The organism is Paenibacillus sp. FSL P4-0081 (assembly GCF_000758565.1).
Lineage (GTDB): Bacteria > Bacillota > Bacilli > Paenibacillales > Paenibacillaceae > Paenibacillus_AQ > Paenibacillus_AQ phytohabitans.
Window position 1 is genome coordinate 1,419,372 of record NZ_CP009280.1, and the last position, 22,970, is coordinate 1,442,341.

The 22,970-nt window shown below is 55.0% G+C and carries 21 protein-coding genes; 4 read left to right on the forward strand and 17 right to left on the reverse strand.

The features are described from left to right. Window positions 1-16: 16 nt before the first annotated feature. Together P40081_RS06060 and P40081_RS06065 are read right to left on the reverse strand one after the other, a co-directional pair. On the reverse strand, window positions 17-862 hold the full coding sequence (locus tag P40081_RS06060) for an AraC family transcriptional regulator (protein WP_042134085.1): 846 nt from the start codon (window positions 860-862) through the stop codon (window positions 17-19). A 250-nt stretch (window positions 863-1,112) separates the two neighbouring features. Then, window positions 1,113-1,424: a (2Fe-2S) ferredoxin domain-containing protein gene (locus tag P40081_RS06065; protein ID WP_042134087.1), complete on the reverse strand. Its 312-nt coding sequence runs from the start codon at window positions 1,422-1,424 to the stop codon at window positions 1,113-1,115. 373 nt (window positions 1,425-1,797) lie between these two features. On the opposite strand from P40081_RS06065, the gene P40081_RS40005 reads away from it, so the two are divergent. Then, window positions 1,798-2,976 carry a YsnF/AvaK domain-containing protein gene (locus P40081_RS40005; RefSeq protein ID WP_042134089.1) on the forward strand — a complete coding sequence of 393 codons (1,179 nt, stop codon included), beginning with the start codon at window positions 1,798-1,800 and terminating at the stop codon, window positions 2,974-2,976. A gap of 445 nt (window positions 2,977-3,421) precedes the next feature. Here the strand turns inward: P40081_RS40005 and glpX are convergent, their stop codons facing one another. From glpX to P40081_RS06085, 3 genes are read right to left on the reverse strand one after another with little or no spacing between them, the layout of a single operon-like run. Continuing rightward, window positions 3,422-4,417, reverse strand: coding sequence for a class II fructose-bisphosphatase (glpX, locus tag P40081_RS06075; protein ID WP_042134091.1), 996 nt, complete (start codon window positions 4,415-4,417; stop codon window positions 3,422-3,424). A gap of 34 nt (window positions 4,418-4,451) precedes the next feature. Beyond that, entirely contained in the window at window positions 4,452-5,252 is an 801-nt protein-coding gene (locus tag P40081_RS06080) for a pyruvate, water dikinase regulatory protein (protein ID WP_039302045.1), read from the reverse strand. Window positions 5,253-5,270: 18 nt separating this feature from the next. After that, window positions 5,271-5,915, reverse strand: coding sequence for a helix-turn-helix transcriptional regulator (locus P40081_RS06085; RefSeq protein ID WP_179093394.1), 645 nt, complete (start codon window positions 5,913-5,915; stop codon window positions 5,271-5,273). Between the two features lie 314 nt (window positions 5,916-6,229). Here P40081_RS06085 and P40081_RS06090 point away from each other — a divergent pair, with 314 nt between their 5' ends. Then, window positions 6,230-6,823 (forward strand): hypothetical protein, encoded by a 594-nt coding sequence (locus tag P40081_RS06090; protein WP_042134094.1) that lies wholly within the window; start codon window positions 6,230-6,232, stop codon window positions 6,821-6,823. 103 nt (window positions 6,824-6,926) lie between these two features. On the opposite strand, the gene P40081_RS06095 is transcribed toward P40081_RS06090, so the two are convergent. Next, window positions 6,927-7,877: a DMT family transporter gene (locus P40081_RS06095; RefSeq protein WP_039302038.1), complete on the reverse strand. Its 951-nt coding sequence runs from the start codon at window positions 7,875-7,877 to the stop codon at window positions 6,927-6,929. A gap of 241 nt (window positions 7,878-8,118) precedes the next feature. On the opposite strand from P40081_RS06095, the gene P40081_RS06100 reads away from it, so the two are divergent. Continuing rightward, complete coding sequence (locus tag P40081_RS06100; RefSeq protein ID WP_042134096.1) at window positions 8,119-9,555, forward strand: aminotransferase-like domain-containing protein; 1,437 nt, start codon at window positions 8,119-8,121, stop codon at window positions 9,553-9,555. 360 nt (window positions 9,556-9,915) lie between these two features. Continuing rightward, window positions 9,916-10,587 (forward strand): hypothetical protein, encoded by a 672-nt coding sequence (locus P40081_RS06105; protein WP_052421691.1) that lies wholly within the window; start codon window positions 9,916-9,918, stop codon window positions 10,585-10,587. Window positions 10,588-10,793: 206 nt separating this feature from the next. Here P40081_RS06105 and cysC read toward each other — a convergent pair whose 3' ends face one another. The 11 genes from cysC to P40081_RS06165 all read right to left on the reverse strand — a co-directional run bounded on the left by cysC (window position 10,794) and on the right by P40081_RS06165 (window position 22,860). Beyond that, window positions 10,794-11,354, reverse strand: a complete 561-nt coding sequence (cysC, locus tag P40081_RS06110) for an adenylyl-sulfate kinase (protein ID WP_042134098.1) — start codon at window positions 11,352-11,354, stop codon at window positions 10,794-10,796. A gap of 501 nt (window positions 11,355-11,855) precedes the next feature. Beyond that, entirely contained in the window at window positions 11,856-12,758 is a 903-nt protein-coding gene (locus tag P40081_RS06115; protein ID WP_042134101.1) for an STM4011 family radical SAM protein, read from the reverse strand. Next, entirely contained in the window at window positions 12,755-14,143 is a 1,389-nt protein-coding gene (locus P40081_RS06120; RefSeq protein WP_042134102.1) for an STM4012 family radical SAM protein, read from the reverse strand. The genes P40081_RS06115 and P40081_RS06120 overlap by 4 nt, the downstream gene beginning before the upstream one ends. A gap of 31 nt (window positions 14,144-14,174) precedes the next feature. Continuing rightward, complete coding sequence (locus P40081_RS06125; protein WP_042134103.1) at window positions 14,175-14,960, reverse strand: STM4013/SEN3800 family hydrolase; 786 nt, start codon at window positions 14,958-14,960, stop codon at window positions 14,175-14,177. Then, window positions 14,957-16,366, reverse strand: coding sequence for an STM4014 family protein (locus tag P40081_RS06130; RefSeq protein ID WP_042134105.1), 1,410 nt, complete (start codon window positions 16,364-16,366; stop codon window positions 14,957-14,959). Before P40081_RS06130 ends, P40081_RS06125 begins: the two co-directional genes overlap by 4 nt. Then, entirely contained in the window at window positions 16,366-17,211 is an 846-nt protein-coding gene (locus tag P40081_RS06135) for an STM4015 family protein (RefSeq protein ID WP_042134107.1), read from the reverse strand. Before P40081_RS06135 ends, P40081_RS06130 begins: the two co-directional genes overlap by 1 nt. 1,476 nt (window positions 17,212-18,687) lie before the next feature. Further along, on the reverse strand, window positions 18,688-20,097 hold the full coding sequence (locus tag P40081_RS06145) for a nucleoside recognition domain-containing protein (protein ID WP_042134111.1): 1,410 nt from the start codon (window positions 20,095-20,097) through the stop codon (window positions 18,688-18,690). Then, entirely contained in the window at window positions 20,075-20,806 is a 732-nt protein-coding gene (locus P40081_RS06150; protein ID WP_042134113.1) for a FeoB small GTPase domain-containing protein, read from the reverse strand. Before P40081_RS06150 ends, P40081_RS06145 begins: the two co-directional genes overlap by 23 nt. Continuing rightward, a complete protein-coding gene (locus tag P40081_RS06155; protein ID WP_042134114.1) occupies window positions 20,803-21,057 on the reverse strand; it encodes a FeoA family protein in 255 nt (84 codons plus the stop codon). The genes P40081_RS06150 and P40081_RS06155 overlap by 4 nt, the downstream gene beginning before the upstream one ends. Before the next feature lie 297 nt (window positions 21,058-21,354). Next, entirely contained in the window at window positions 21,355-21,813 is a 459-nt protein-coding gene (locus P40081_RS06160; RefSeq protein WP_042134116.1) for an SRPBCC domain-containing protein, read from the reverse strand. Window positions 21,814-21,897: 84 nt separating this feature from the next. Beyond that, complete coding sequence (locus P40081_RS06165; RefSeq protein ID WP_042134118.1) at window positions 21,898-22,860, reverse strand: helix-turn-helix transcriptional regulator; 963 nt, start codon at window positions 22,858-22,860, stop codon at window positions 21,898-21,900. Window positions 22,861-22,970: the final 110 nt, after the last annotated feature.

The window sequence follows — 22,970 nt, forward strand, 5'->3', positions numbered from 1 at the left end:
TCAGCATGGATGATGTTTATAGAACAATGTCAGTATCGGTGTGGCGGATGCGGTATTCTTTGGGGGAGCAGCCTTTAACCTTTTTGAACATACGGGAAAAGAGCAGTGCGTCCTGATACCCGACAGAATGCGAGATCTCGCCGATGGTACAGCTGGTCTCGGTCAGCAACTCGCAGGCCTTGGCAATCCGGAAATTAAGCAGATACTGCTGCGGCGGCAGACCGATCGTCCGTTTGAACAATGTGGAGAGGTACTTGCGGTCCAGCTTCAGAGAAGCGGACATGCTCTCCACGGTGACATTCTCACAATAATGGGCATGCAGGTAGTGGAGGCATTGCTCGACATAGACACTCTTTTGACGCGGAATCACCAGGTTTGCAGTGGCCGGAACCGTGCGCAGCAGCAGGGATAAGAACTCATAGAGGATTACCTTGAGCGGCAGATCCAGCACATCCTGGCAATCGGCGGCTTCAGACAGCCTCTCGAATAGAGAGGGCATCAGCTCTTGATCCATCGGGAACACCGGCTGCTCGGGCGACAGCGAAGTCCGCGACAACAGATATCCGGCTTCTTCTCCGGTAAAAGCAATCCATGAATAGGTCCAGGGACTGTCCTGGTCTGCGGCATAATGCGTCACAACATGGGGATAGGTGAGGAAGGCTTGTCCTGCCCCCAGCGTGTGGCTCGCTTCCCCGACAACGACTTTGCCGGTGCCTTCGTGAATGAAGTGGATTTTGTACAAATCACGGACCCCGGGTCCGACGGAATGGCCGGGTGCGCATTGCTCCTGTCCCCAATAATGGAGATGTAGATCGGGACTGGTGCGGTGCGGACGATGGGAATTATATTTGAATATGGCCATGCTTCAGCCTCTTTCCTGTATAGGGAGTGTTCTTTGCCTAAAAAGTGTATATTCCCCATTATACATCAGTTTCCCCAAGGCTGATCAACCGCAAAATAACCCCACAAAGTGGGGCTCTGGCTTCGATGATTACTCAGGTACTTTGCGGGGACCCCAAGGCAGATCAACCGCAAAAAGTCCCGGCTCCGCTGAAGGGGAGAGGGACCATACGTACATATCTCATAACACAGATGCCGGAGCTTCGGCAGGGTCAGGCTTCCATTTTGAGCATAACGAGCTCTTCCACAGGCACACCGTTCACCAGATGCTCCTCCACAATGCGCGCCACATCATCGGTGGTTACATTGTAGTACCAGATTCCGTCAGGATACACGATGACAAAAGGCCCGTTGCCGCATAGGCCGAGACAGCTGGTTTTGTTGATTTTGACCGTTTTGTTAATCCCGTGTTCCACCATCTGCTCTTTGAATTCCTGCATGACCTCTTCAACATCCTGGTTATTGCAGTGTTCGCTGCAGCAGAAAAGTAAATGTTTCTTGAGCACCTTCAAACGCATATTCATCGCGGTTCCCCCTATAAGATATCTGAGTGGCTGACCTGTCTTATGAGGAGTATAGCCTCTTTTGGCGGTGCTGTAATGCGGTTGAGACCATTGTTCTAAAAGGCTTAATAAATGCCATGAGGCGGATAATTAAGTGTTATCTATGCTGACTCCGAAACGGGGAATATGAGTAAAATGTGTCCGGAATGCAGGAGGAAATCCGCTTGGAAATTATTTCCCGGATTATTTCCTGTTTCATAAATAATTTTGAGGTTACGTTTACAAGTTTATAAAATATCAGTTTCGCGGATGCCTGTTTGGTTAAGTAAGGGATGTGAAAGTTAAAGTGAGACCAATCCTTATTCACAAAATAAGCTACCAGGAGGGAATCGTTATGAACAAGAAAATTGTAGGTGTATTCTATACCGAGCATGAAGCTTCACGGGCCATTGAAGACTTGAAGAGTCACGGGTTTCTGACAGAGGATATCTCAGTGATAGCGAGAAATAAACGGGATGTTGAAGCGATCAGTGATGAGACAGGAACCAAGGCGCCTGAAGGCATGGCATCCGGTGCAGCAACAGGCGGTATACTCGGCGGTGTCACCGGGCTGCTGGCAGGCATCGGCGCGCTGGCGATACCGGGGATCGGGCCGATTATTGCTGCGGGACCAATTGCCGCGACATTGACGGGAGTAGCCGTAGGTGCAGGAACAGGCGGGCTTGTGGGCGGTCTGATCGGGCTGGGTATTCCGGAGGATGAAGCGGAGAGTTACGACAACTATGTGGATGAAGGACGCATTCTGGTCATGGTTGATGCAGATAACACGCGGGAAAGTGATGTATACTCCATTTTCCGCAACCATAATTCAGCGAACGCAGACCGTTATATGGATGATCCTAATACAACCGGCGATGCTGCGGATACCGCACGTCATTCGGTAACAGATACCGTGGATGCCGCGTTCAACGGCTCGGGTCTTGAAGGCAGGGACGATACAGGGCTGGATACGATGAATTCGGCAACGGAGCATGATCTCCCGGGGACAAGAGCACTGGATGATGTGAACCGGCCGGGAATGACGGGAGATGTATATTCCGGTACGCCGAATGGCATAGACGGGGCGCTGGATAGTACACGAACTGGCGGGTTCAATGATCCGGATGAAGACCGCAGGCTGCGTTTGCGTGAAGAACAGCTGGACGTATCCAAGAACAAGGTGCAGACCGGTGAGGTCAACGTACACAAGGAAATCATCGAAGAGCAGAAAACGATCAATGTCCCTGTTACCCATGAAGAGATTGTTATTGAGCGGCGTGCCGTCAATAATGACACAACAGCAGAGCCGGTTGGCGCGGATGAAACGATCCGAATCCCGGTGAGCGAGGAGCAGGTGGAGGTCCGTAAGAATACGGTCGTTACCGGTGAAGTCGAAATTCACAAACGTGAGGTTCAGGGAACCGAGCAGGTACAGGATACGGTCAGACGCGAGGAAGCACGGGTCGACAAGAGCGGAGAAGTGAAGGTGGACGGCAGTGACGAGCTGCTGAGAGACCACAGCCGCAGCCGTTAAATAGCAGGGACGTTATAACATTCTGACAGGCTAGATGACGGGATTTGTCATTAAGGCTAAAGCTAGTGGGAACGGCCTTGCCGTCACTTTAATCATGGAGCTGTTTCAGCGAGAAAATAAAAGGGTTTCCGCGAAGTCCAGCCGGACTTCACGGAAACCCTTTTGTATATTCATTGAACCGGTAATCCTCGGATCAGAATGAAATTCCGCTTGAAGCAGAGGACCCAATCCGGCGAGGCTTTAACTGTATTTTCTGCAACTAAAATCACTGAAAATTGCCCGGGAAGTGCTTTAGTTGCACTTTATACAATTATATTGACCAGTTTCTCTCAAAAGGATCACCTCATGCTATTTTAGCTGTACAGAATACACTTAGCGTAATAAATCTGGGCGTATACCTTGTTATAACTGTATGAAATACAATTGTTATCCGCTGCCTTGATGCCTACATAAAGGCCGCATTGGCTCTGGCCGGAATGACCTCCGGGATGTCCTTGCCCGGCAGGAAATGAATGCTGCGGATGTAGCGGATCGTGCGGCTCTGCGCCCGCATGATCACCGAATGGGTCTCGGCGCGTTCCTTGCCGATGAAGCGGACGCCGCTGAGGAACTCGCCGGAGGTTACCCCGGTGGCGGCGAAGATGACATCGCCGGTGCCGACCATATCCTCCATGGACAGCACCCGTGCCGGATTGTCCAGACCCATCTGCAGGCAGCGCTGCATCTCGAAGGGGCCTTCGGGCAGCAGCCTGCCCTGAAGCTCGCCGCCCAGGCAGCGCAGTGCGGCGGCGGCGAGTACACCTTCCGGTGCTCCGCCGGAGCCCATGTACAGATCTACATCGCTGTCCGGCAGCGCAGCGGCTATTGCCCCGGCGACATCGCCGTGATTGATCAGCTTGATGCGCACGCCTGCTTCACGCAGGATGCTGATTAAGCCTTCATGCCGCTTGCGGTCCAGTACCATCACCGTCAGCTCGGAGAGCGCTTTGCCGGTGATCATGCCGGCTTTGCGCAGCGTTACTTCGGCCGGATCATCCAGGCTTAGCTTACCGGCCAGCTCCGGTCCGCAGGCCAGCTTCTCCATATAGATATCCGGCGCATGCAGCAGGCTGCCCTTGTCAGCAATTGCAATCACCGACTGTGCATTATGCAGTCCGCAGGCGACGACCTCGGTCCCTTCCAGCGGATCTACCGCTACATCGACGGAAGGGCCGTTCCGGTTACCGACACGTTCTCCGATATAGAGCATCGGCGCCTCATCCATCTCGCCTTCGCCGATCACCACGGTTCCGTCAATGGAGACAGAATCGAACATGGAACGGATTGCGGTTGTGGCAGCATTATCTGCCGCATTTTTGTCGCCCCGGCCAATCCAGCGTGCTGAGGATAAAGCACCCAATTCAGTGACCCGTACAATTTCCAGTGCCAATTCGCGTTCCATAATGATTCCCTCCAGTGTAGTTAGAATAGTTAGATTAGATATAACCCATAATGATGCCGGCGGTTTCTTCAATCGCCTTATCCGTAATATCAATGACCGGGCAGCCCAGCTTGGCGAACAGTGTTGCCGCATATTCCATCTCTTCTGTAATACGTTCGAGGCTGGCATACTGCGAGCCGGTAGGCAAGCCCAGCATCTTCAGCCGCTCAGAGCGGATCTTCAGCATGTACTCCGGCTTCATGGTCAGACCGATGATCCGGTTCGGCGGCAGGCTCAGCAGCTGCTGCGGCGGACCGACCTCCGGGACGACCGGATAATTCACCACCTTCTTGCCGCGGTGGGCCAGAAAGATGCTGAGCGGTGTCTTCGAGGTGCGGGACATGCCGAGCAGAACAATATCCGCCTTCAGCATGGCCCCGAGATCACGTCCGTCATCACAGGCGACGGTGAATTCAATCGCCTCGATCCGGCTGAAATATTCCTCGTCCAGCTGATGCAGCAGTCCGGGCCGGGCCTCCGGAGCATCATCGAAGGTATCGATGAAGGCCTGCATCATCGGGCCCATAATATCCACAATCCGCAGATCGAGGCGGACTGCCTCCTCGCGGATCATCTCCCGCAGCTCCGGCTGGACCAGGGTATAAGCTACGAAACCCTGAAGCTGGGCGGTCTCTTCCATTAATTTGCGCAGTTCATCTTCATGTCTGACATTACCGTATCTTCTGATCGTGACACGCTGATTCTGAAATTGGTGAATGACGGCCTGCACGACAGCTTCCGCCGTATCTCCAATAGAATCCGAGCATATCGTAATGTAATGGGTGGATGGCTCCATGCTCTATCGATTCCTCCGTTATCCTTTGGCTTCAAGCTCGAGGAGAAGCTTCACGATGGAAGTCTTCGTGAGCCGCCCTACTACGTCCAGACCTGAGCCGGACCCTTCCCCGCTGCCGGGAACAACTACCGGCAGACTGTCTACCTCGTGGTATATCATGCGCTGCGCGGCGTCAAGCACCGTGTCATCGGGCGAAACAGTTATTACCTTGGGCTGGCGGGTCATGACCATGCTCACAGGCATGGTTACCGCGCCGGGATTACCGAGCGTGACCTTCAGGAAGTCCTTGCGCGAGGCGACACCGGTCAGCTTGCCGTCGCTATCGCAGATGATCAGCGTACCGACATCCTGAAGAAACAGTGTAACTACGGCGTCCTGAATCGTTGTATTCTCGCGGATAATGACCGGGATGCTCTGGATATCGCTAACCTTGGTATCCTGCAGCAGCCCCCGGCTGTTATGGCGCGCTGCGGCTTTGGTACCGGGGAAATAACCGACCTTCGGCTTCGCATCGACATATTCGAGCATAACCAGGATGGACAAGTCCCCCCGGATGGTCGGCCGGCTCAGGCCCAGGCTTTCCGCGATTTGGTCTCCGGTAATCGGCGCTCTTTTTTTCACAATCTCAATAATTTGCAATTGCCGGGTTGTCAGTTCGATCACAGTTTTCCTCCACTTTCCGGTTTACGTTATAGATACAGGCACTCCCTTGGCAGAAAAGGAGCACCGTGCGCCGATTCCCCCTCTTCATTCAGACGTCCTATTTGGAATTAAATCCCCTAACTTGCTTATATAATACGCAATAATGATCATAAATGCAATATATAGTACGTCATATATAATAATTTTCTGAAAAAATAGGTAGCTTAATCAGATTTGCGTTAAGGGAAAAGAAAATATTCTAATATATGGTATTTATTTAATGCTCTTTCCTCACATGTATGGTAAGGTTTGATCAGGCAAGGAGGTGTATTCATTTGAGGAAATCAAGCTTCGTTCTCATTTGCGGGATAGTCATCCTAACGTTGTTATCTGCCGGATGCAGCAAGGACACCCCGAAGTACGCAGAATTGTTCACACAGGTGGAAGAGCACAGGGCTGTGTTCAACCAGCCGCTCGAAGACGGGCTTGCCGTTCTGGGGGTTACCGATGCTGTGGGGGAATATGATCCGAATTTGGGTACAATCATGCAGGATGATGTCCTGACCGTCAATCAAATGGAGTTCATCCAGCAGATTACGGCAGATGTTACAAATGATACAATTATCGGTTACCGGATTGGGACGGTCTTTCCCAGATCGGAAAGCGGTTATGAGGATGCGAGAGAGCTAGTGCGTGCTTTTCTGGAACATTACAAGCCTGCGGATGATGAAGAGGCTGACAAAGTCGAGCAATCGGTTCAGACGATTGACCGGATGGCGCTTCCGCTCATGCCGTCAATAGGCTTTATCCGAGAATCGTGGACATATGGCGAGGGTGAGAAGAAGCTGTATATTACCTACAGGATATCGAACAGTTTTGAGAGCGATGAGGAATTGCCGCTGAATTTGTTTTTCAGCTCTGAGGAGTAGCGTTATCCCCCAGCGTGCTTGAGCTATAGGGTGAAAATAACAGAACAGCCCGGAGCCCTTTGTAAGGGTCCAGGCTGTTTTTGCTAAACAGGGGCAGGATTAATTAATCCTGCGGAAGAGCTTCAATGCTTGTTTTTTGAAGTACGGGTATTGCCGGTTTTTGTTTGAAAATCAGCTGCTTCAGCGCGCCCGCATTCACAAGGACGGTGCCAGCGATTATGGTGAATACACCAAGCAGCGTTACCCACGTTACCGCTTCGTTATAGAACAGGAAGCCCACCCCGACGGCAATCGGCGGAGAGATATACAGCCAGGTCGACGGAAAGACGGGATTCGTCTTGGAGACGAGCCAGTAGAACAGGGTATGACCAACCATGGAGCCGACAACGGTCAGGTAGAGCAGGGAGCCTGCGGTTTTGAACGACAACAGGAAGGCGGGATGCAGCGGCTCGGTAAACAGCGAGATGATGAACAGCAGTGCTCCGCCGTACATCATCTGGGCCGCGTTCAGTGCCACAGGGGATACTCCAGAGAAGGTGGTGGTTACTTTTTTGGAGTAGATCGCCCCTGCCGCATAGCAGATTTCTCCGATCAGGACGACAACACAGCCGATCAGCCAGAGCGGAGTGACATCAGCCGCAAGGCTGGGGAGCACAAGCAGCAGTACGCCGGTGAAGCCGATGATACAGCCGAACAGCGAGTAGGCGGGAGCCTTTTGCCGGAGAAAAGCCATCTGCATCAGCAGAATCATCATCGGCCCGGTTGCCGATAATACGGCCGCGAGTCCGGAGGATACATATTGCTCGGCCCAGTAAAGTGCGGCGAAGGTGCCGAAGGTCAGCGTTGCTCCGGTGAACAGCATTTCCTTGCGCAGCAGCAGCGAGAAGCTGGCTTTGCCTTTCACTACCATGAACAGGAACAGCACCGCCCCTGCCGTGAAAAAACGAAGTCCAGCAGAGAAGAACGGCGGCGCTCCGGCGTCTACGCCGATTTTGATCGCGAGAAAGGTTGTGCCGAAGATCAGACAGACCAGTGAATAAGCTAACATAATCATGTTTCCGTGCCCCTTTGTGGTGGTAATGTGGCAATCTCCTAAAGTATTCTGTTAATCATATCCTCATAGGCGCAGAACAGATTGCAGAACACAGAACAGTTGCAGGGCGGAATGCTGTACAATAGGGCAAAGAGCAGTTGGCGGACGTGTGCGCTGGAGTGAGCGGCGAACGGTGAAAGGTGAATGGCGAGCTGTGGGCAGCGGGACGGTTGCGAGTATATTGTGGAGAGGGCGGGGGTATATGAAGAAGTCAGTGGGAGCAGAGCAAAGTAATCCCTTGTTCCGCCAAGTCTATGAGTTCATGGCGAACCGGATCGGGCGCGGGGAGTGGAAGCCCCACGACAAGCTGCCGTCGATCCGGCTGCTGGCGGATGAGCTGGGTGTCCACCGGCTGACGGTATTTAAGGCTTACCGGGCACTTACGGAGAACGGTATGCTGTATGTCAAAGACAAATCCGGTTATTATGTATCGCCGGGCAGCCGGATGGCCAACTCAGTGGAAGAAGGAGCAGCAGTGCTGGGGTATACGGTCAAGAGTCCGATGTCCGATATTCAGCGGAAGCCGGTGACTTACCAGTTCTCTCAGGCGCTGATTGATCCGGGTCTGCTGCCCAACCTGTTCCTGTCCGATTATGTCAAAAAAGTATTCGACCTCTACCCGAAGGTCATGGGTACCTATTCCACCGTGCAGGGGGATGAGGAGCTGCGTGCAACGTTGAGCAGCCATTTCCATGACCGGTACCGGCTGCAGTTATCAGCCAGCGAGCTGCTGATTACCTCGGGCGCGCAGCAGGCGATCAATCTGATCGCCGGAATCATGCTCGGCCCGATGGATGCCGTGCTGGTGGAGCGCCCGACGTATAGTGTGGCGCTGGATATTTTCCGCCGGGCAGGCGCGCGGCTGGTTCCGGTGGAGATCTCGCCGCAGGGGTATGATCTGGCGGCGGTCGAGGAACTGATGCGCAGGCATAAGCCGCGGATGTTCTATATTAACCCGACGCACCATAATCCGACGGGTTATACGGTGCCTGCTAAGCAGCGCAAGCTGCTCGTTGAGCTGGCGGAGCGCTACCGTTGCCTGCTGGTGGAGGATGATCCGTTCCGTGATATGCACTTTGAGGAGGAGCCGCCGGCGCCGTTTTTTGCCTATGATACCGAAGGCTGGGTCATCTACATCAGCAGCTTCAGCAAGTATGTGGCCCCCGGGCTGCGGATCTGCGCAGTAGCCTGCCGTTATCCGTTCATGGAGCGGCTGATTGCCGCCAAGTCGCTGGCGGACAACGGGACGCCGCTTCTGAATCAGAAGATCTTCCTCCACTACTACACCTCGCCGCGCCTGCAGCAGCATCTTGGCAAGCTGCGGATCGCGCTTCAGGTGCATAAGGAGATCATGGAGGAGGAGCTCGCTGCCGCCGGCTGGGAATGGACAGCTCCGCAGGGCGGTCTGAACCTGTGGGTGAAGCTGCCGGACACAGTGTCCGTAGATGTGCTGTTTGTACGCTGTATGGAGCAGTCCATCTCCTTCGTTCCCGGTGAAATCTGTGATCCGCTGGGCGAGATGAAGTCCTGGCTGCGCCTCAGCTACTCCTTCGCCAGCGAAGCGCTGCTTCGTGAAGGGATGCGGCAGCTGACCGCAATTGCGCGGGAGATCGAGGCGGAGGGTGAACATAGAGAGTGAATTTAGAGAGTAAATACGAAGAACAGATGCAGAAAGCAGATGCAGAAATTAGATGCAGAAAGCAGATGCAGAAAGTAGACGCGGGTAAGCCTTGGGGTTTAGCCTGCAGACATGATGAGCCAGCTGCTATCATATATCCGTCAGGCATAGCTGGTAGCACATGCTCATGATGCAGCCGTTATCACGTAGCTGTCTGGTCGCAGCTTGCTATCACATGCCCGTGACGCAGCCGTTATCACTTAGCTTTTATTACGCTGACTGTCCTATTATACCCGCGTGCCTTTTTGCTGGCATGGGATTTTATGGTTTATAGAGTAACCTTTCTCTGGAAATTTCGTCTGGTGAATAAGGAGAGTGATTATGATGATTGCGATAAAAAGAATCCGGGGCGTCCTGCTCATGTTCCTGTGTGCCCTGCTTGTCTTCATGACACTACTGACCGTACGTCCGCAGGTTACCTATGCCTGTTCTTGTGTCATACCAGCTCCTCCGCTGGAGGCTATGGAAAACAGTACGGCCGTGTTTGAAGGCACCGTAATATCGGTCGCCAAACCATCCGGAATTATCCAATCCAGCGCCGATCCCATGCAGGTTACCTTTCAGGTGGGTGCCCGCTGGAAGGGGGATTTGGGTAATCAAGTGACCGTAAGTACGGCGCAGTCCGGAGACAGCTGCGGCTTTGAATTCGCCGAGGGTGAACGCTACATGGTTTATGCAAGAGGAGCGGAAGCAGATGGAAACCTAGCGAAGGGGAATGAAGAACAGAGTGAGCTGACTACGAGCCTGTGCAGCCGGACTGCCCTGTATGCTGACGCGCAGGAAGATCTGAATGAGCTGGGGCCAGGTACCGGCGGCGGGTCGCCGACAGCGCCGCCGGAGACCGCTGAAGGTGATGCACCTTCAGTACCTGTAGACAACCATTCAGCAACAGCACCATGGCTGCTATATGTGGGAGCGGGTGCGGGGATGGTGATCTTGATAGCACTAGGGCTAACCTGGCAGCGCCGTCAGAGTAACAAATCGCGAAAATAGTGTAAGGCAGATTAAAGCGGGATGAGGCGGAGTAAGATGTGACGGGGGGAAGCGACGTTGGAGGATACCTGAGCAACGCGGCTAGTTTGTTGGAGGAATGGGAGCTTCATATCAATAAGAAGGGAGGCTCATGGCTAAACGCTATAAGTCTCCCTTCTATTATGCTCATAGCGCAGGCGAAGCAGGAGAATGTCCGCACTCTAACTCTAGCGCCAAGGCTGATAGAGCCGGTTCTCCGTAAGCCAGTCTATCATTTCCTCCACACATTCCTCTGGTGTACGCTCTGCCGTGAGCAGCCTCAGCTCCGGGCGGTCCGGAGCCTCATAAGGATCGGAGATCCCGGTGAAGGCCGGGATTTCACCGGAGCGGGCCTTGGCGTACAGCCCTTTGACATCCCGCGCTTCACAGACGGGGAGCGGGCAGTCTACATAGACCTCCACGAACCCCGGCAGCTCCCGGCGGGCATAGCTGCGCATGTCGGCATAAGGGCTGATCACCGAGACCACGGTGACCACGCCGTGCCGGTTCAGCAGGCCGGCAATATAGACCGCCCGGCGGATATTCTCGAACCGGTCCTCGCGGCTGAAGCCGAGGCCCCGGCCCAGTGTGCGCCGCAGCTCATCACCGTCAAGCCACTCCACAGCCCGGCCCTGCTCCTGCAGCCGGTCCTTGAGCAGAGCGGCAAGCGTGGACTTGCCCGCTCCGGACAGGCCGGTGAGCCATATCGTTACCCCTGTTTGTGTCTGAGCATGTAGCTGAGCTGTCATTGCTTTGTCCTCCCGTAACTTTTGGCTTCATTGTAAGCACATTGTAGCCACATTGTGGCCATATTGTAGCCACATTTGCTCTATCCATTGAACGGTACTCTTTCGAAATAGCGGCCTGGGAGATAGAACCAGACTTCTGCTCGAAGCCAAGAACCTCATCCGACAATAACTGTATTTACTACAACTAAAGTCACCAGTCATTGTCTTTCCAGTCTAATAGCTGCACTTTCTACAACTAAAAGGACTGACTTTCCCCAAATGAGCGCCTTAGGCCATTTTTAGTTGTACAGAATACACTTATCCGCACAAATCCGGTGTTTATCCTCCTTTTAATTGTACGAAATACACCTATTCGTGGCCTCTCTGCGTCTGCATTCCCCCACATATAAGAGAAATTGTGTTTGGAACTCGCCCTGCCTTAGCGGTATCTATCCATCGCTGTGTCAATTCTATCGAATCTGCCAACCTAACCCGCCAACCTAATCCGCCAACCCAAACCGCTCACCGCTGAATCCCCATTTTCCTCATTTCGTCTGGGATTCTCTCTCCCGCGCCGTAAGGAATCCGCTCCAGCAATCCGGAGCCGTAAATCTGCTCCAGGCCAAGCTCCGGCATATGGATATAGCCGATGTAGCAGTCGCAGACCTTCATCCGGCAGCTCCGCTGCGCAGCAAGTCCTTCGAGACCATCGCGGTAGAGGTTACCGATGACCGCACGGTCCTTATAGCAGCGTTTCACGAGACCTGCACCTTGCACATAGAACACGTTGCTGCCTGCATTGCAGCTTTTGCCCAGACTGTCGTAGTCAACGGCATTGATCCGGAAATAAGGATCTATCCCGCTAAGGAAGCCTACATCCTCTGGCGTATAATAATCCGGCTTGTCCTTGAAGGCGTTCACCCACAGATAGACATCCTCCGGCAGGGCGGCACGCAGCGAAGCAATAGCGGGAAAAGCACCATGTACACCTACACTGCCCACGCTGAAGGGAATGCCTTGCCCGTATACAGTCCTGCACTGCGCCAGAAACCGTTCCTCACTCACCTGACCGGGATGATAGGTCGCCCAGAAGGCGGCTTTGGCCGGATTCAGCTCTGCGGTGAAATCAAGCCGGGCCGACAAATTCGTCTGGATGGCGACTTTGTCCACATGCTCCAGATGGGATAGAGTGATTAGCGCGTCCCGGTACCAGCGGTGTGTCAGTCCTTCGCCGTAGGGATTGAAGAAAATAGACAGCCGGTGGCCTGCCGCTCCCTGCTCCGACACCCAGCGGACGAAGGCCGTAAGATGCTCACGGTCTTTGGCGAGGGTGGCGGCGCTGTCTTTTGTTTTGCCGAAGGGGCAGTAAGGGCAGTCATAGTTGCAGGAGGAGAGGGAGCCGCGGTAGTAGAGGACCGCCTTCATGGCAGGATGAACCCTTCCATCTGCTCCCTGATCTCGCCGGAAATAAACCAGTCGCCGATGGAATCGGAGTAGCCGAGACCGCCCGGAGTAAGCCGCAGGATGCCCTCTTCACCCGTGGCGAACCCGCTCTGCACCAGCAGACCCAGCTCGGGATGATCTTCCCATAGCGTAGAGCCGAACCGCTGGTTGTAATCCGCCACGGTGAGACCCTCGCTATGCAGGATAGCTTTGAGAATGAAGCGCCGTTTCTGTTCTGCAAGGCTCAGTACAATCCCGTAGTCAGCAGTATCATAACGTTCGGCTGCTACATAGTCAGCGATGATGCTCTCCGTGGCTTTGCGGCTGACGCCGTAGCGGGAGGCATAATGCACATTCCGTGTATAAGAGCGGGCACCGCAGCCGAGGCCGACCATGCCTTCCTCCTGGCAGCTGTAATTGAGAATATCTTTAGCAGTTCCTGCGTTCTCCTTGGCGAACCTGCGCATCGAGTACTGGCGGTAGCCGTGCTCTGCCAGCAGCTGGCCTGCGGCCTGATAGCATTCATGGCGGATATCAGTCTGGCGCAGCAGATCGCCCGGCTTCACAATCGTGTGCTCACGGGTGTAGAGCGGATAGATGAAGATCTCCTCCGGCTCATGCAGCAGCGCCTGATTCAGCGAATACAGCCATGATTCCACCGTTTGGCCCGGAAGCCCGTAGATCAGATCCAGATTGAGGATGGGAAAATCATATTTACCCAGCAGCTCAAGCGCCCGGTATACCACGTCCGGGTCCTGCGGCCGGTAGATGGCAGCCGACTCAGCGGCCACGAAGCTCTGAATCCCCATGCTGACCCGGTCGACGGTATGCTCCTTCAGGATCGACAGCTTCTCCTCTGTCAGTGTCTCGGGTGAGGTTTCGACGGAGATGGAGGTGGCCGCGAGGTCTACACCCATGATATCCGCAGCAATGCCGAACAGCCGGTTCAGCTGCGCGGGAGCCAGCAGGCTTGGCGTTCCGCCGCCGATGGCGAAGCGCGCATAAGGCTTGTGACGGGTAAAAGCAGCCCACTGCTTCGCCTGCCGTTCCAGCGCATCCACGTACTCGGCGTGGACATTCGCTCTTTTGTCAGGCAGGGTGAACAGGTTGCAGAAGCCGCAGCGAGCGCCGCAGAAGGGAATATGCATATATAAGAAAAAACTCTCCGCAGGCTCGTCCCGCCACAGCTCCTCTAAAGAAATGGGGGCTGCGAACTCGCGGTAAGCGGTTTTGTGCGGATAAGAATAAAGATAATTGCGGTAAGGATTGGCCGTAATCTGCCCGGTCCATTCCTGAAGCTCCCCGGAGGAGAAGGGAGGACTTTCGTCATTGCTCTTATGATGAAGGGATTGCCGGATTGACGTCATACGTTCTCCTTCCTTTTGCGGGATAGTACAGCTATATAAAAAATTCGCGGTAAGGAACATTCCATACCGTTTCATGCGCGAGCCGGTGGCCCTGGTAGCCGTCTTCGCCGTAAGCTTCTCCATGATCGGAGAACGCCAGGCAGAACACCGGGTTACCGCGTTCGCGGAAGGCAGCAAACAGCCGGCCTAGTTCACCGTCGGCATAGCGGAGGGCAGCGCGCTGGCTGTCCACGGAATCACGCTTCGCACCCGGCAGGAACATATGATTCGGGCCGTGGATCGCCGAGACATTCAGGAACATGAACAGACGCTGGTCAAGCGGTGTATTATTCAATATTTTGAGCGCGTGATTCACCTGATGTTCGGTCGAGCGCGGGTTCGTCACCCCGAACGTCATCCGCCAGTAGCTGTGCTGGAAGTAACCGGGCAGGACACGGGCGAGGGGAACTTTTTTGCTGAAAAAGATTACCCCTCCTATACACACCGTCTGATATCCCGCCGCTGCAAGCCCGGACACCATATCCGGCGTATCGAACAGCCAGGTATGGGGATGGGTCTTGAGCCCGGTATTCCGGGAATGGAAGAGCCGCACATGCTCAGCCTTATTCGTAGTGGCCGGAGTGGGCAGGAATCCGCCGAAGAAGGCATGATGGGCTGCATAGGTGAAGCTGCCGGGCGTATGCCGCTTTTCCCAGGAACCGCTGCCGCACAGGTTGGGGCAGTTGGCTTCCTCCAGAACAGCGGCATCATAGCGCAGCGTATCGAGCGTAATCATTAAGATATCGTGGGTGCCGACAACGGCATTCATATCGGTCATAGGGCCAGGTTCCTCCCGGATAGCTGTTTCATTTCCCATTCATAGGTGCTGCAGCCGTGGTATTCCACATCGTACAATAAGTCGCCAAAAGGGTTCACATCCGCCGTATACGTCCGCCCGGTGCTCCCCACCAATACATCAATTCCCGCCACGGAGGAACGCGGAAAAGCAGCCAGAGACTGCTCGGCCGTCTGCCGTACCTCTGCCTGCATGTCCTCCGTGAGTCCGGCTTCGGCCGGAGTCATCCGGCGGCTGCGCAGATGCAGGTTCGTAATCGGTGTACGGCTTACCCGTGCAACCGAGTGGCAGGCCACACCGGCAACAACCAGCTGGCGGATATCGAACGATTGCCCGTCCGCGCCGGACTTCGGAATCCACTGCTCGGCGTAGGCGCCGTGGCGGTAGAGCCAGTTGATGATTCCGGCGAGGAGCGCAGAGTCCGTATAGCGCCGCAGCTTACCGGAATTATAATACACCGGGGGACGGGTGATATAGCTCTCGACCCCGATGGTAGTGACCGCCACCTCAGCTCCCGTTGCCGGATTGAGCTGATAGGCAATGACGCCGGATGCGGCTGAGCCGCTGGCCAGCTTGATGAATACGCGGTGCATCCGCTGCGAGAGCATCAGCCCGCGGAGGGAGGCGTAGTCCACGGGGGCTTCTCCGCTGCTGCCCTTAAGCGGCCGGGGAATAGGAACGCCAGCCGCAGCCAGAAGCTGCTGCGTCCGGCGTTTGTCGGTCATCGCGGCGATCTCGCCGGGATGGTTGGTCCAGCGGGCGGCGGGCAGGAGCTGCCCGGCTTCACGCTGAATCCGGGCCAGCAGCCGGCAGTAGCCGCGGAACCACTGGGACGGATGATGCAGCACGCCGGGCATATCCTTGAGTGCGCCGGCCGCCTTGAAGCTCAGCGGACGGAGGTCCGGCTGGCCGCCGTAAGGATGCAGCGAGTCGTCTGCGTCCGGCGCATCCGGCGCGCCGAGCGCGATCAGGGCGCGCTCGGTTTCGAAGCTGCCGCCCGGCGACTCCAGCCGCAGCAGCGGCGGGGCCGTGGCCGGGGCATGCGCTGCGGGGGCAGGTGCGGCCAGCCTGGATTGCCGGCTGCTATCGCGGCCTTGGGCAGCCGGCTCTGTCAGGTCCGGCTGCCTGTCCGGTGCCGGTGAATTAACCTGTGCTTGTCCCTGCAATGCATCCAGCACCCGCATTCCATCAACCCGCTGCCCTGCCTGCCCGGACATTCCGCCCATCGGCTGCTCCAGCAATTCAGCCAGCGGCTGGCCCTGCAGCAGCCCGGCGTACGGAATCAGGACCGCCGGAGGCATGCCAAGGCGGCTTCGCGCCTGCTGGATGCCTTCCGAGCGCCTGTCGCCGGGATTGCAGAACACAATCAGCGGCTCTGCGGGTGGCATCACTCGGTGATCGACGGATAACGCCAGTCATCCTCGTCGTCGCTTTTCTGCTGGTCACTGACATCGGCAGGCAGTCCGCTGTTCTTCCAGCGCTGAATCATTCCGTCAGACATATAATGATGGCTCAAGTTGAGCAGCTTTAGTCCTTTGATCTTCCCGCTGGCGAGCAGCGCCTCGGCGCCGGTATCGCTAAGGGTTCCGAGTGACAGGTCGAGTGTCTCGAGCTGATCCAGAATAGGTGCATCGGCTAGGGCTGCGGCGATTTCATCCTGGATTTCACTATTTTTGAGTCCCAGATAGGTAAGCTTGGGGAACTTTCCGGGGGCGATCAGCGGATACAGGTCTTCCAGACCGCCGTCAAAGCCGTAGTTGTCCACGCCTAGATATAATTCGAGCTTTTGCAGATTCGGCAGATTGGCGGCGGCGATATCGGCGAGGACATTTTTGCCGAGTCCGCCTGTTATAATAACCAGTTCTTCGAGCTTCTCATGCTGCAGCTGGCTCAGCCGCAAGTTCGTGCCGCCCTGCGCAGTCAATGACTGCAGCTCCGGATAAGCGGGAAGCAGCGGCGAGAGGTCAGTTTGGGTAATCCACGAAATTTCACATTCCTCATACCCCATTTCCCCGATAAAAAGCCTGCGCAGCGCAGGGAAACTTGCACTGAGCTTCACCAGCGCCTGGACGGCATCCTCCGAGCTGTTCTCGTAGGCTTGCCCCCAATCGCCAATCGTCAGACTGCTTACTTCAGCGGCTTCGGGGCTTTTGCTCAATTGTTCAATCTCCGTCTCTATCCGCTTACCTTCTTCAAATGCATCGTAATCGATACTGAGCTTCACTGCTGTCATGAACATTCCCTCCCGGAAAATTATGGCTTCCAAATCACCCTAACATTAAGCAGATGGGGAGTCAAATGGCCATGACGGAAGGTTACGGGAGGGGGTTTGTCGGCAGCTGGAGCGGTAGGGTAGGAGGGATATGAGAGTAGGATGAGGGTGTGTGGAGAGTAGCTGTAGAGTAGCTGTAGAGTAACTGAATAGTGGTAGGAGAGTAGCTGGTGAGTATCTGGAGAGTAGGAGTAGAGCAGTAGTAGAGGTGCTTGTAGAGTAGCTGGAGAGTAGGAGAGTAGCAAGAGAGTAGCTGGAGAGCAGATGGAGAGCAGATGTAGAGTAGGAGTAGAGCAGTAGTAAAGGTACTTGTAGAGTAGCGTGGGTGTAGCAAGAGAGTAGCTGGAGAGCGGATGTAGGGTAGGAGTAGAGCAGTAGTAAAGGTACTTGTAGAGTACATGGGTGTAGCAAGAGAGTAGCTGGAGAGCGGATGTAGAGTGGGAGTAGAGCAGTAGTAAAGGTACTTGTAGAGTAGCATGGGGGGAGTAGCAAGAGAGTAGCTGGAGAGCGGATGTAGAGTGGGAGTAGAGCAGTAGTAAAGGTACTTGTAGAGTAGCATGGAGTGTAGCAAGAGAGTAGCTGGTAAGCAGATGTAGGGTAGGAGTAGAGCAGTAGTAAAGGTACTTGTAGAGTAGCATAAGTGTAGCAAGAGAGTAGCTGGAGAGCGGATGTAGGGTAGGAGTAGAGCAGTAGTAAAGGTACTTGTAGAGTAGCATGGGTGTAGCAAGAGAGTAGCTGGAGAGCGGATGTAGAGTGGGAGTAGAGCAGTAGTAAAGGTACTTGTAGAGTAGCATGGGGGAAGAGTGGCTTGAGAGGCTGATTTTCGCAAACTTATGGAGTTTTAGGTATCTGCAGAGTAATTTTAGGCTTTTGCGTGCGCGAAATGAAGTTATGCAGCCCGTATGTAACGCTTCTCCTAACAAATGTTGCACAAATTACAACTTTGAGGTAGAGATAACGGTACATTAGAGAGAATTGTTGTAGAAAATGCAAGAATTTCTACATAAATTCAATGAAAATAAGGGAAATGTTGTATTCTGTACAACAATTTTGATTTTTGCCGCTTATCGCGATGGGATTGTTGTATTTCGTGCAAGATTTTGAAGGGAGGAAGGGGAGGGGGCCGCACAGCGTCCCGCCTGCGCGCCCGGCTCCATTGCCCCGCCCCGTCGCCCCGCCCAGCGTCCCGCCCGCGCGTCCGGATCCATTGCCCCGCCCCGTCGCCCCGCACAGCGTCCCGCCCGCGCGTCCGGCTCCATCGCCCCGCGCCGTCGCCCCGCACAGCGTCCCGCCTGCGCGCCCGGCTCCATTGCCCCGCCCCGTCGCCCCGCACAGCGTCCCGCCTGCGCGTCCGGATCCATCGCCCTGGCTCGTCGCCTCTCTCCATCGCCCGGCTCCCCGCCTTAAGCGGCAGGGAGCCGGGCCAGCGGCGTGGCATCATACCCAGCCGAACAGCCGTGCTGCGGCTGCAACCAGGTAGGTTACCGCGATGGCGATGCCGAGCGGAATGACGGCGGAGAGCACTGCCCACTTCATGCTTTTGGTCTCCTTGTAGATGTTCACCAGCGTGGTGCCGCAAGGATAGTGAAGCAGGGAGAACAGCATCATATTCAGCGCCGTCAGCCAGGTCCAGCCGTGGCTCAGGAAGATATCCTTGATACTGCCAAGACCTTCGATATCAACCATGGCACCCGAGGACATGTAGCCCATCAGCAGGATCGGCAGCACAATTTCATTGGCCGGCAGCCCGAGGATGAAGGCCATGATAATAAAGCCGTCCATACCGAGCAGCTGAGCGAATGGATCGAAAAATGCAGCCATATGGTTAAGCACGCTCTCTCCGCCGACAAACACATTGCCGAGAATCCAGGTGATGATACCAGCTGGAGCGGCGACGACGATAGCACGGGTCAGCACATTCAGCGACTTCTCTTTGGAGGAGCGGACAATGGTCTTCCAGATCTGCGGGCGGCGGTACGGCGGAAGCTCCAGCGTGTAATGGGTAGGCACACCGCGCAGCGCTGTTCTGGACATGACCCAGGATACACTCAGAGTTACGGTAATGCCGACCAGCACGATGCCCATCAGTACCAGCGCTGTGGAGAACGTACGCAGCATTCCTGTTGTCGCCGCGCCGACCATGAACATGGAGGAGAGCAGGATAAGTGTCGGCCACCGGCCGTTGCAGGGCACGAAGTTGTTGGTCAGAATAGCCAGCATCCGTTCACGGGGCGATTCAATAATGCGGGTCGAGAGGATGGCGGCTGCGTTGCAGCCGAAGCCCATTGACATCGTTAAGGCCTGCTTGCCGTGGCCGCCGGATTTCTTGAACAGGCGGTCCATGTTAAAAGCTACACGGGGCAGATAACCGAAATTCTCCAGCAGCGCAAACACCGGGAAGAAAATCATCATCGGCGGCAGCATGACACTGATGACCCACGAGGTTCCGCGATACAGTCCGAGCACAAGGACGCCATGCAGCCAGGCCGGCGCATGAACAGCAGTGAATCCTGCAGTCAGATAACCTTCGATCCAGCTGAAGAGGGAGGCCAGCCAGCTTGAAGGATAGTTGGCTCCGGCAATCGTAATCCAGAATACCAGGCCGAGACCGGCAAGCATGATGGGGAAGCCCCAGAGCTTGGAGGTAACGATATTATCCAGTTTATAGGTGCTGCCCAGCTTCTTCTTATCTTGATAGGTGACTGCATCGCTGCAGATGCCGGCGGATACGCCGTAGATCCCGCTGACAATCTCATCGCGGATTCCCCCTTGATCAGCCAGCTTCTTAGCGGCTGCGAGCAGAGAATCCACCGGGTCGTGACCGTTAATGGCATGCGGTGATTCCATGGCCGACCACCTCCTCACTTACGGGAATATCCTTGCGGCTCATGCGGGCTTTGAGTGAAGTAAGCAGGCTGTGATCACCATCCAGCAGCCGCAGGGCAATCCAGCGGGCGGGGTATCTCGAACCGATGGTCTGCTCAACCATAGGAATCAGCTCGGCAATGCCTTGCTCAATGTCAGAGCTGTAGGTGATTTTCAGCGGCTCTGCCTTGAATGCACCCGTGGCCACGCGCTCGATTTGATCAAGAAGCGCTTCAATACCAATTTTGTTACGGGCAGAAATAGCGGTTACGGGAACGCCGAGCCTCTTGGAGATCCGCTTCAGATTGATATCAATTCCAAGCCGGCGGGCTTCATCGATCAGATTGATGCAGACCACGGCGCGGCCGGTGATCTCCAGTACCTGCAGGGCAAGGTTAAGATTGCGTTCCAGCGAGGTAGCATCCAGGACCACTAGCGTTACATCCGGCTGTTCAAAAATAATATAGTCCCTCGCAGCCTCTTCATCGGCGGAGTTGGAGTAAAGCGAGTAGGTGCCCGGAAGATCCACAGCCAGGTACGTGTGGTTCCTGTGGGAGAACCCGCCTTCGGCGGTGACTACGGTTTTGCCTGCCCAGTTGCCGGTATGCTGGCGCATGCCGGTCAGCAGATTGAACAGCGTGCTCTTACCCGTGTTGGGATTGCCTGCAAAAGCGACCGTGTACTGGCTCATCTTTCACCGCCTCCAATTAATTGACCATAGATTAATGAGCTCTCTTCCCGGCGCAGGGCAATCGTTGTATTGCTTACCCGGAATGCTGTAGGATCTCCCAGCGGGCTGCGCCGCAGCACTTCTACAGCATTGCCGACGACGAATCCCAGATCAAGCAGTCTTCTCCGCAGCACGCCCTGAACTTCAATGCCGCTGATGCGCAGCGTACTGCCGTTCACAGCTTCTGACAATGGAATAACGGCTTCAGCCATAAGATCTCCTTCTTTCGTATGAAATGGAATGAACGAATATATAGCCATAAGTATGGAGTATGCATTTATATAGTGTATTGTGCACGCGGCATAGATTATTGCGGCCTGCCACAATATTAGTATATGTAAATAATTTTGTCCTTGCAACAAGAATGTTTCCCTAGGGAAAGAATAAAATAATCCCTGCTATAAAAGCGGCACGAGCCTCTTTATAGCAGGGATAGCGGAAGAGTAATAAATTAGAAGAGTCTATTCTGTGGTGATACTTGTTTGAATATAACGGAGGCTGTCTGCTGCTTACTCCCGGCTGCCGAAATCCAGGGTGCGGCCGGTTTCTGCCAGCGTCTTCGTATTGCTGAGAATCTGCCACCATGAACTGTTGCTGGCATCGTAGGAAGGGTCGTCCGGATGCCAGTCTCCATGAACCAGTGTCAGCCTGGTACAGCCGCCCGCCGGCTCCAGCTTCCAGGAGATGACAGACTCATAACCCTCTCTATTCGTGAGATAAGAGGGACCGGTCTTATGGGAATAGCGCAGCGTCTGCTGCGGAACATATTCGAGCAGAGTGCCGTAGACATGCACCGTTTCTTCCCCGGCAGCCCCCGGACCTACATACTCCAGCTGTTCACCCACAACAAAGCTGGAGCGGATCACACTCCCGTAATAGATTTGCCGGACCTTCTCCGGGGAGACTAGAGCCTCCCATACCTCTGCAGCGGCAGCACCAATATAGAAGTCATACTTCAATTCTCTCATTCCCTGTTCCTCCTGGCATTATTGGATTCATGAACAATATACACAAGGATCACTGACAGCTGCAGTCAGTGATCCCTCAGGAGATTAAGAATCCTTATAATGTTCGGCGAGATCCGCAGCAACCCTGGACAGCTTGTGCTTGAGGGATGCGGGTTCCACAATGGCCAGCGATTTTCCGTAAGGCAACAGGAAATAAGGGGCGAAGCTGTGTAAGGCAGCCTGATTCAGCAGAAAGCGGGCACTTCCCGTGCTGCGCCGCTCCAGCGTATGCCCGAATAGCCAGTGACTGCACAGATCGTTCAGGGTGGCTTCGGCCGCTTCGATGACCACAGCGGTTAACTCAGAGTCCTGCTCCGTTGCAGCAGGAAGCAGCCTCTGCAATAAGAAATCCCGTGCCGAGAATCCGTCAGGACGAAGGAAGGCTGCCCCTGTCCGCTGCAGTCCGATGATCCGGTCCACCCGGAAGTTGCGGATATCCTGGCGCAGATGGCAGAAGCCGGAGAGATACCACTGGCCCTTCCACATCACCAGACCATAAGGGTCGATGCAACGGGAGGAAACAGAGGTACCGTTCCCCTTACGGTATTCCATCTGAAGAGAGAGACTCTCCGCAGTGCAGACTTCCAGTTCTTCAAGCAGCAGCGAAGGGTGCTCTCCAGGGGAGTGGAGGATCGCAAGTCCGCTCTCATGGCGTTCCATCTGCGACAGCTGGGCCTCATTGCTGTAACGCTTAAGCTTGGCAATTGCCCCGTCGAGCGCATCAACGTAAGGGTAGCCGCTCCCCCTGGCAAAAGCAGATGCCTGTACAAGTGCCCGCCGTTCTCCATCATTGAAGAATAGCGGAGCGGTGCTGAAATGCTCGGGCAGCCAAAAGCCGCCGCCCGGCCCGGCATCGGCCTCTACAGGGACACCGCTGGCGCACAGCGCATCGATGTAGCGGTAGATCGAACGGACGCTTAGTTCAAGCTCGTCTGCCAGTTCGGCGGCCGTTCTTTTGCGCTGCTTCAGCATCCAGAGTATAGACAACATATAATCGGCTTTGGCCAATGGCTTGAACCTCCTAGGCAGAATGACTGATCTAACAGCCAGTTTACCTTCAACAACCCGTTTTGCCAACCTTCTGCAGCGCCGCCGGGTAATGTAGCCTGGCTGGGAAC

What these genes read in the sequence shown, in the direction of transcription:
- P40081_RS06060 (WP_042134085.1), bottom strand. Translation starts at nt 862, where the DNA reads ATGGCCATATTCAAATATAATTCCCATCGTCCGCACCGCACCAGTCCC.
- P40081_RS06065 (WP_042134087.1), bottom strand. Translation starts at nt 1,424, where the DNA reads ATGAATATGCGTTTGAAGGTGCTCAAGAAACATTTACTTTTCTGCTGC.
- P40081_RS40005 (WP_042134089.1), top strand. Translation starts at nt 1,798, where the DNA reads ATGAACAAGAAAATTGTAGGTGTATTCTATACCGAGCATGAAGCTTCA.
- glpX (WP_042134091.1), bottom strand. Translation starts at nt 4,417, where the DNA reads ATGGAACGCGAATTGGCACTGGAAATTGTACGGGTCACTGAATTGGGT.
- P40081_RS06080 (WP_039302045.1), bottom strand. Translation starts at nt 5,252, where the DNA reads ATGGAGCCATCCACCCATTACATTACGATATGCTCGGATTCTATTGGA.
- P40081_RS06095 (WP_039302038.1), bottom strand. Translation starts at nt 7,877, where the DNA reads ATGATTATGTTAGCTTATTCACTGGTCTGTCTGATCTTCGGCACAACC.
- P40081_RS06100 (WP_042134096.1), top strand. Translation starts at nt 8,119, where the DNA reads ATGAAGAAGTCAGTGGGAGCAGAGCAAAGTAATCCCTTGTTCCGCCAA.
- P40081_RS06105 (WP_052421691.1), top strand. Translation starts at nt 9,916, where the DNA reads ATGATGATTGCGATAAAAAGAATCCGGGGCGTCCTGCTCATGTTCCTG.
- cysC (WP_042134098.1), bottom strand. Translation starts at nt 11,354, where the DNA reads ATGACAGCTCAGCTACATGCTCAGACACAAACAGGGGTAACGATATGG.
- P40081_RS06115 (WP_042134101.1), bottom strand. Translation starts at nt 12,758, where the DNA reads ATGAAGGCGGTCCTCTACTACCGCGGCTCCCTCTCCTCCTGCAACTAT.
- P40081_RS06120 (WP_042134102.1), bottom strand. Translation starts at nt 14,143, where the DNA reads ATGACGTCAATCCGGCAATCCCTTCATCATAAGAGCAATGACGAAAGT.
- P40081_RS06125 (WP_042134103.1), bottom strand. Translation starts at nt 14,960, where the DNA reads ATGACCGATATGAATGCCGTTGTCGGCACCCACGATATCTTAATGATT.
- P40081_RS06130 (WP_042134105.1), bottom strand. Translation starts at nt 16,366, where the DNA reads ATGCCACCCGCAGAGCCGCTGATTGTGTTCTGCAATCCCGGCGACAGG.
- P40081_RS06135 (WP_042134107.1), bottom strand. Translation starts at nt 17,211, where the DNA reads ATGACAGCAGTGAAGCTCAGTATCGATTACGATGCATTTGAAGAAGGT.
- P40081_RS06145 (WP_042134111.1), bottom strand. Translation starts at nt 20,097, where the DNA reads ATGGAATCACCGCATGCCATTAACGGTCACGACCCGGTGGATTCTCTG.
- P40081_RS06150 (WP_042134113.1), bottom strand. Translation starts at nt 20,806, where the DNA reads ATGAGCCAGTACACGGTCGCTTTTGCAGGCAATCCCAACACGGGTAAG.
- P40081_RS06155 (WP_042134114.1), bottom strand. Translation starts at nt 21,057, where the DNA reads ATGGCTGAAGCCGTTATTCCATTGTCAGAAGCTGTGAACGGCAGTACG.
- P40081_RS06160 (WP_042134116.1), bottom strand. Translation starts at nt 21,813, where the DNA reads ATGAGAGAATTGAAGTATGACTTCTATATTGGTGCTGCCGCTGCAGAG.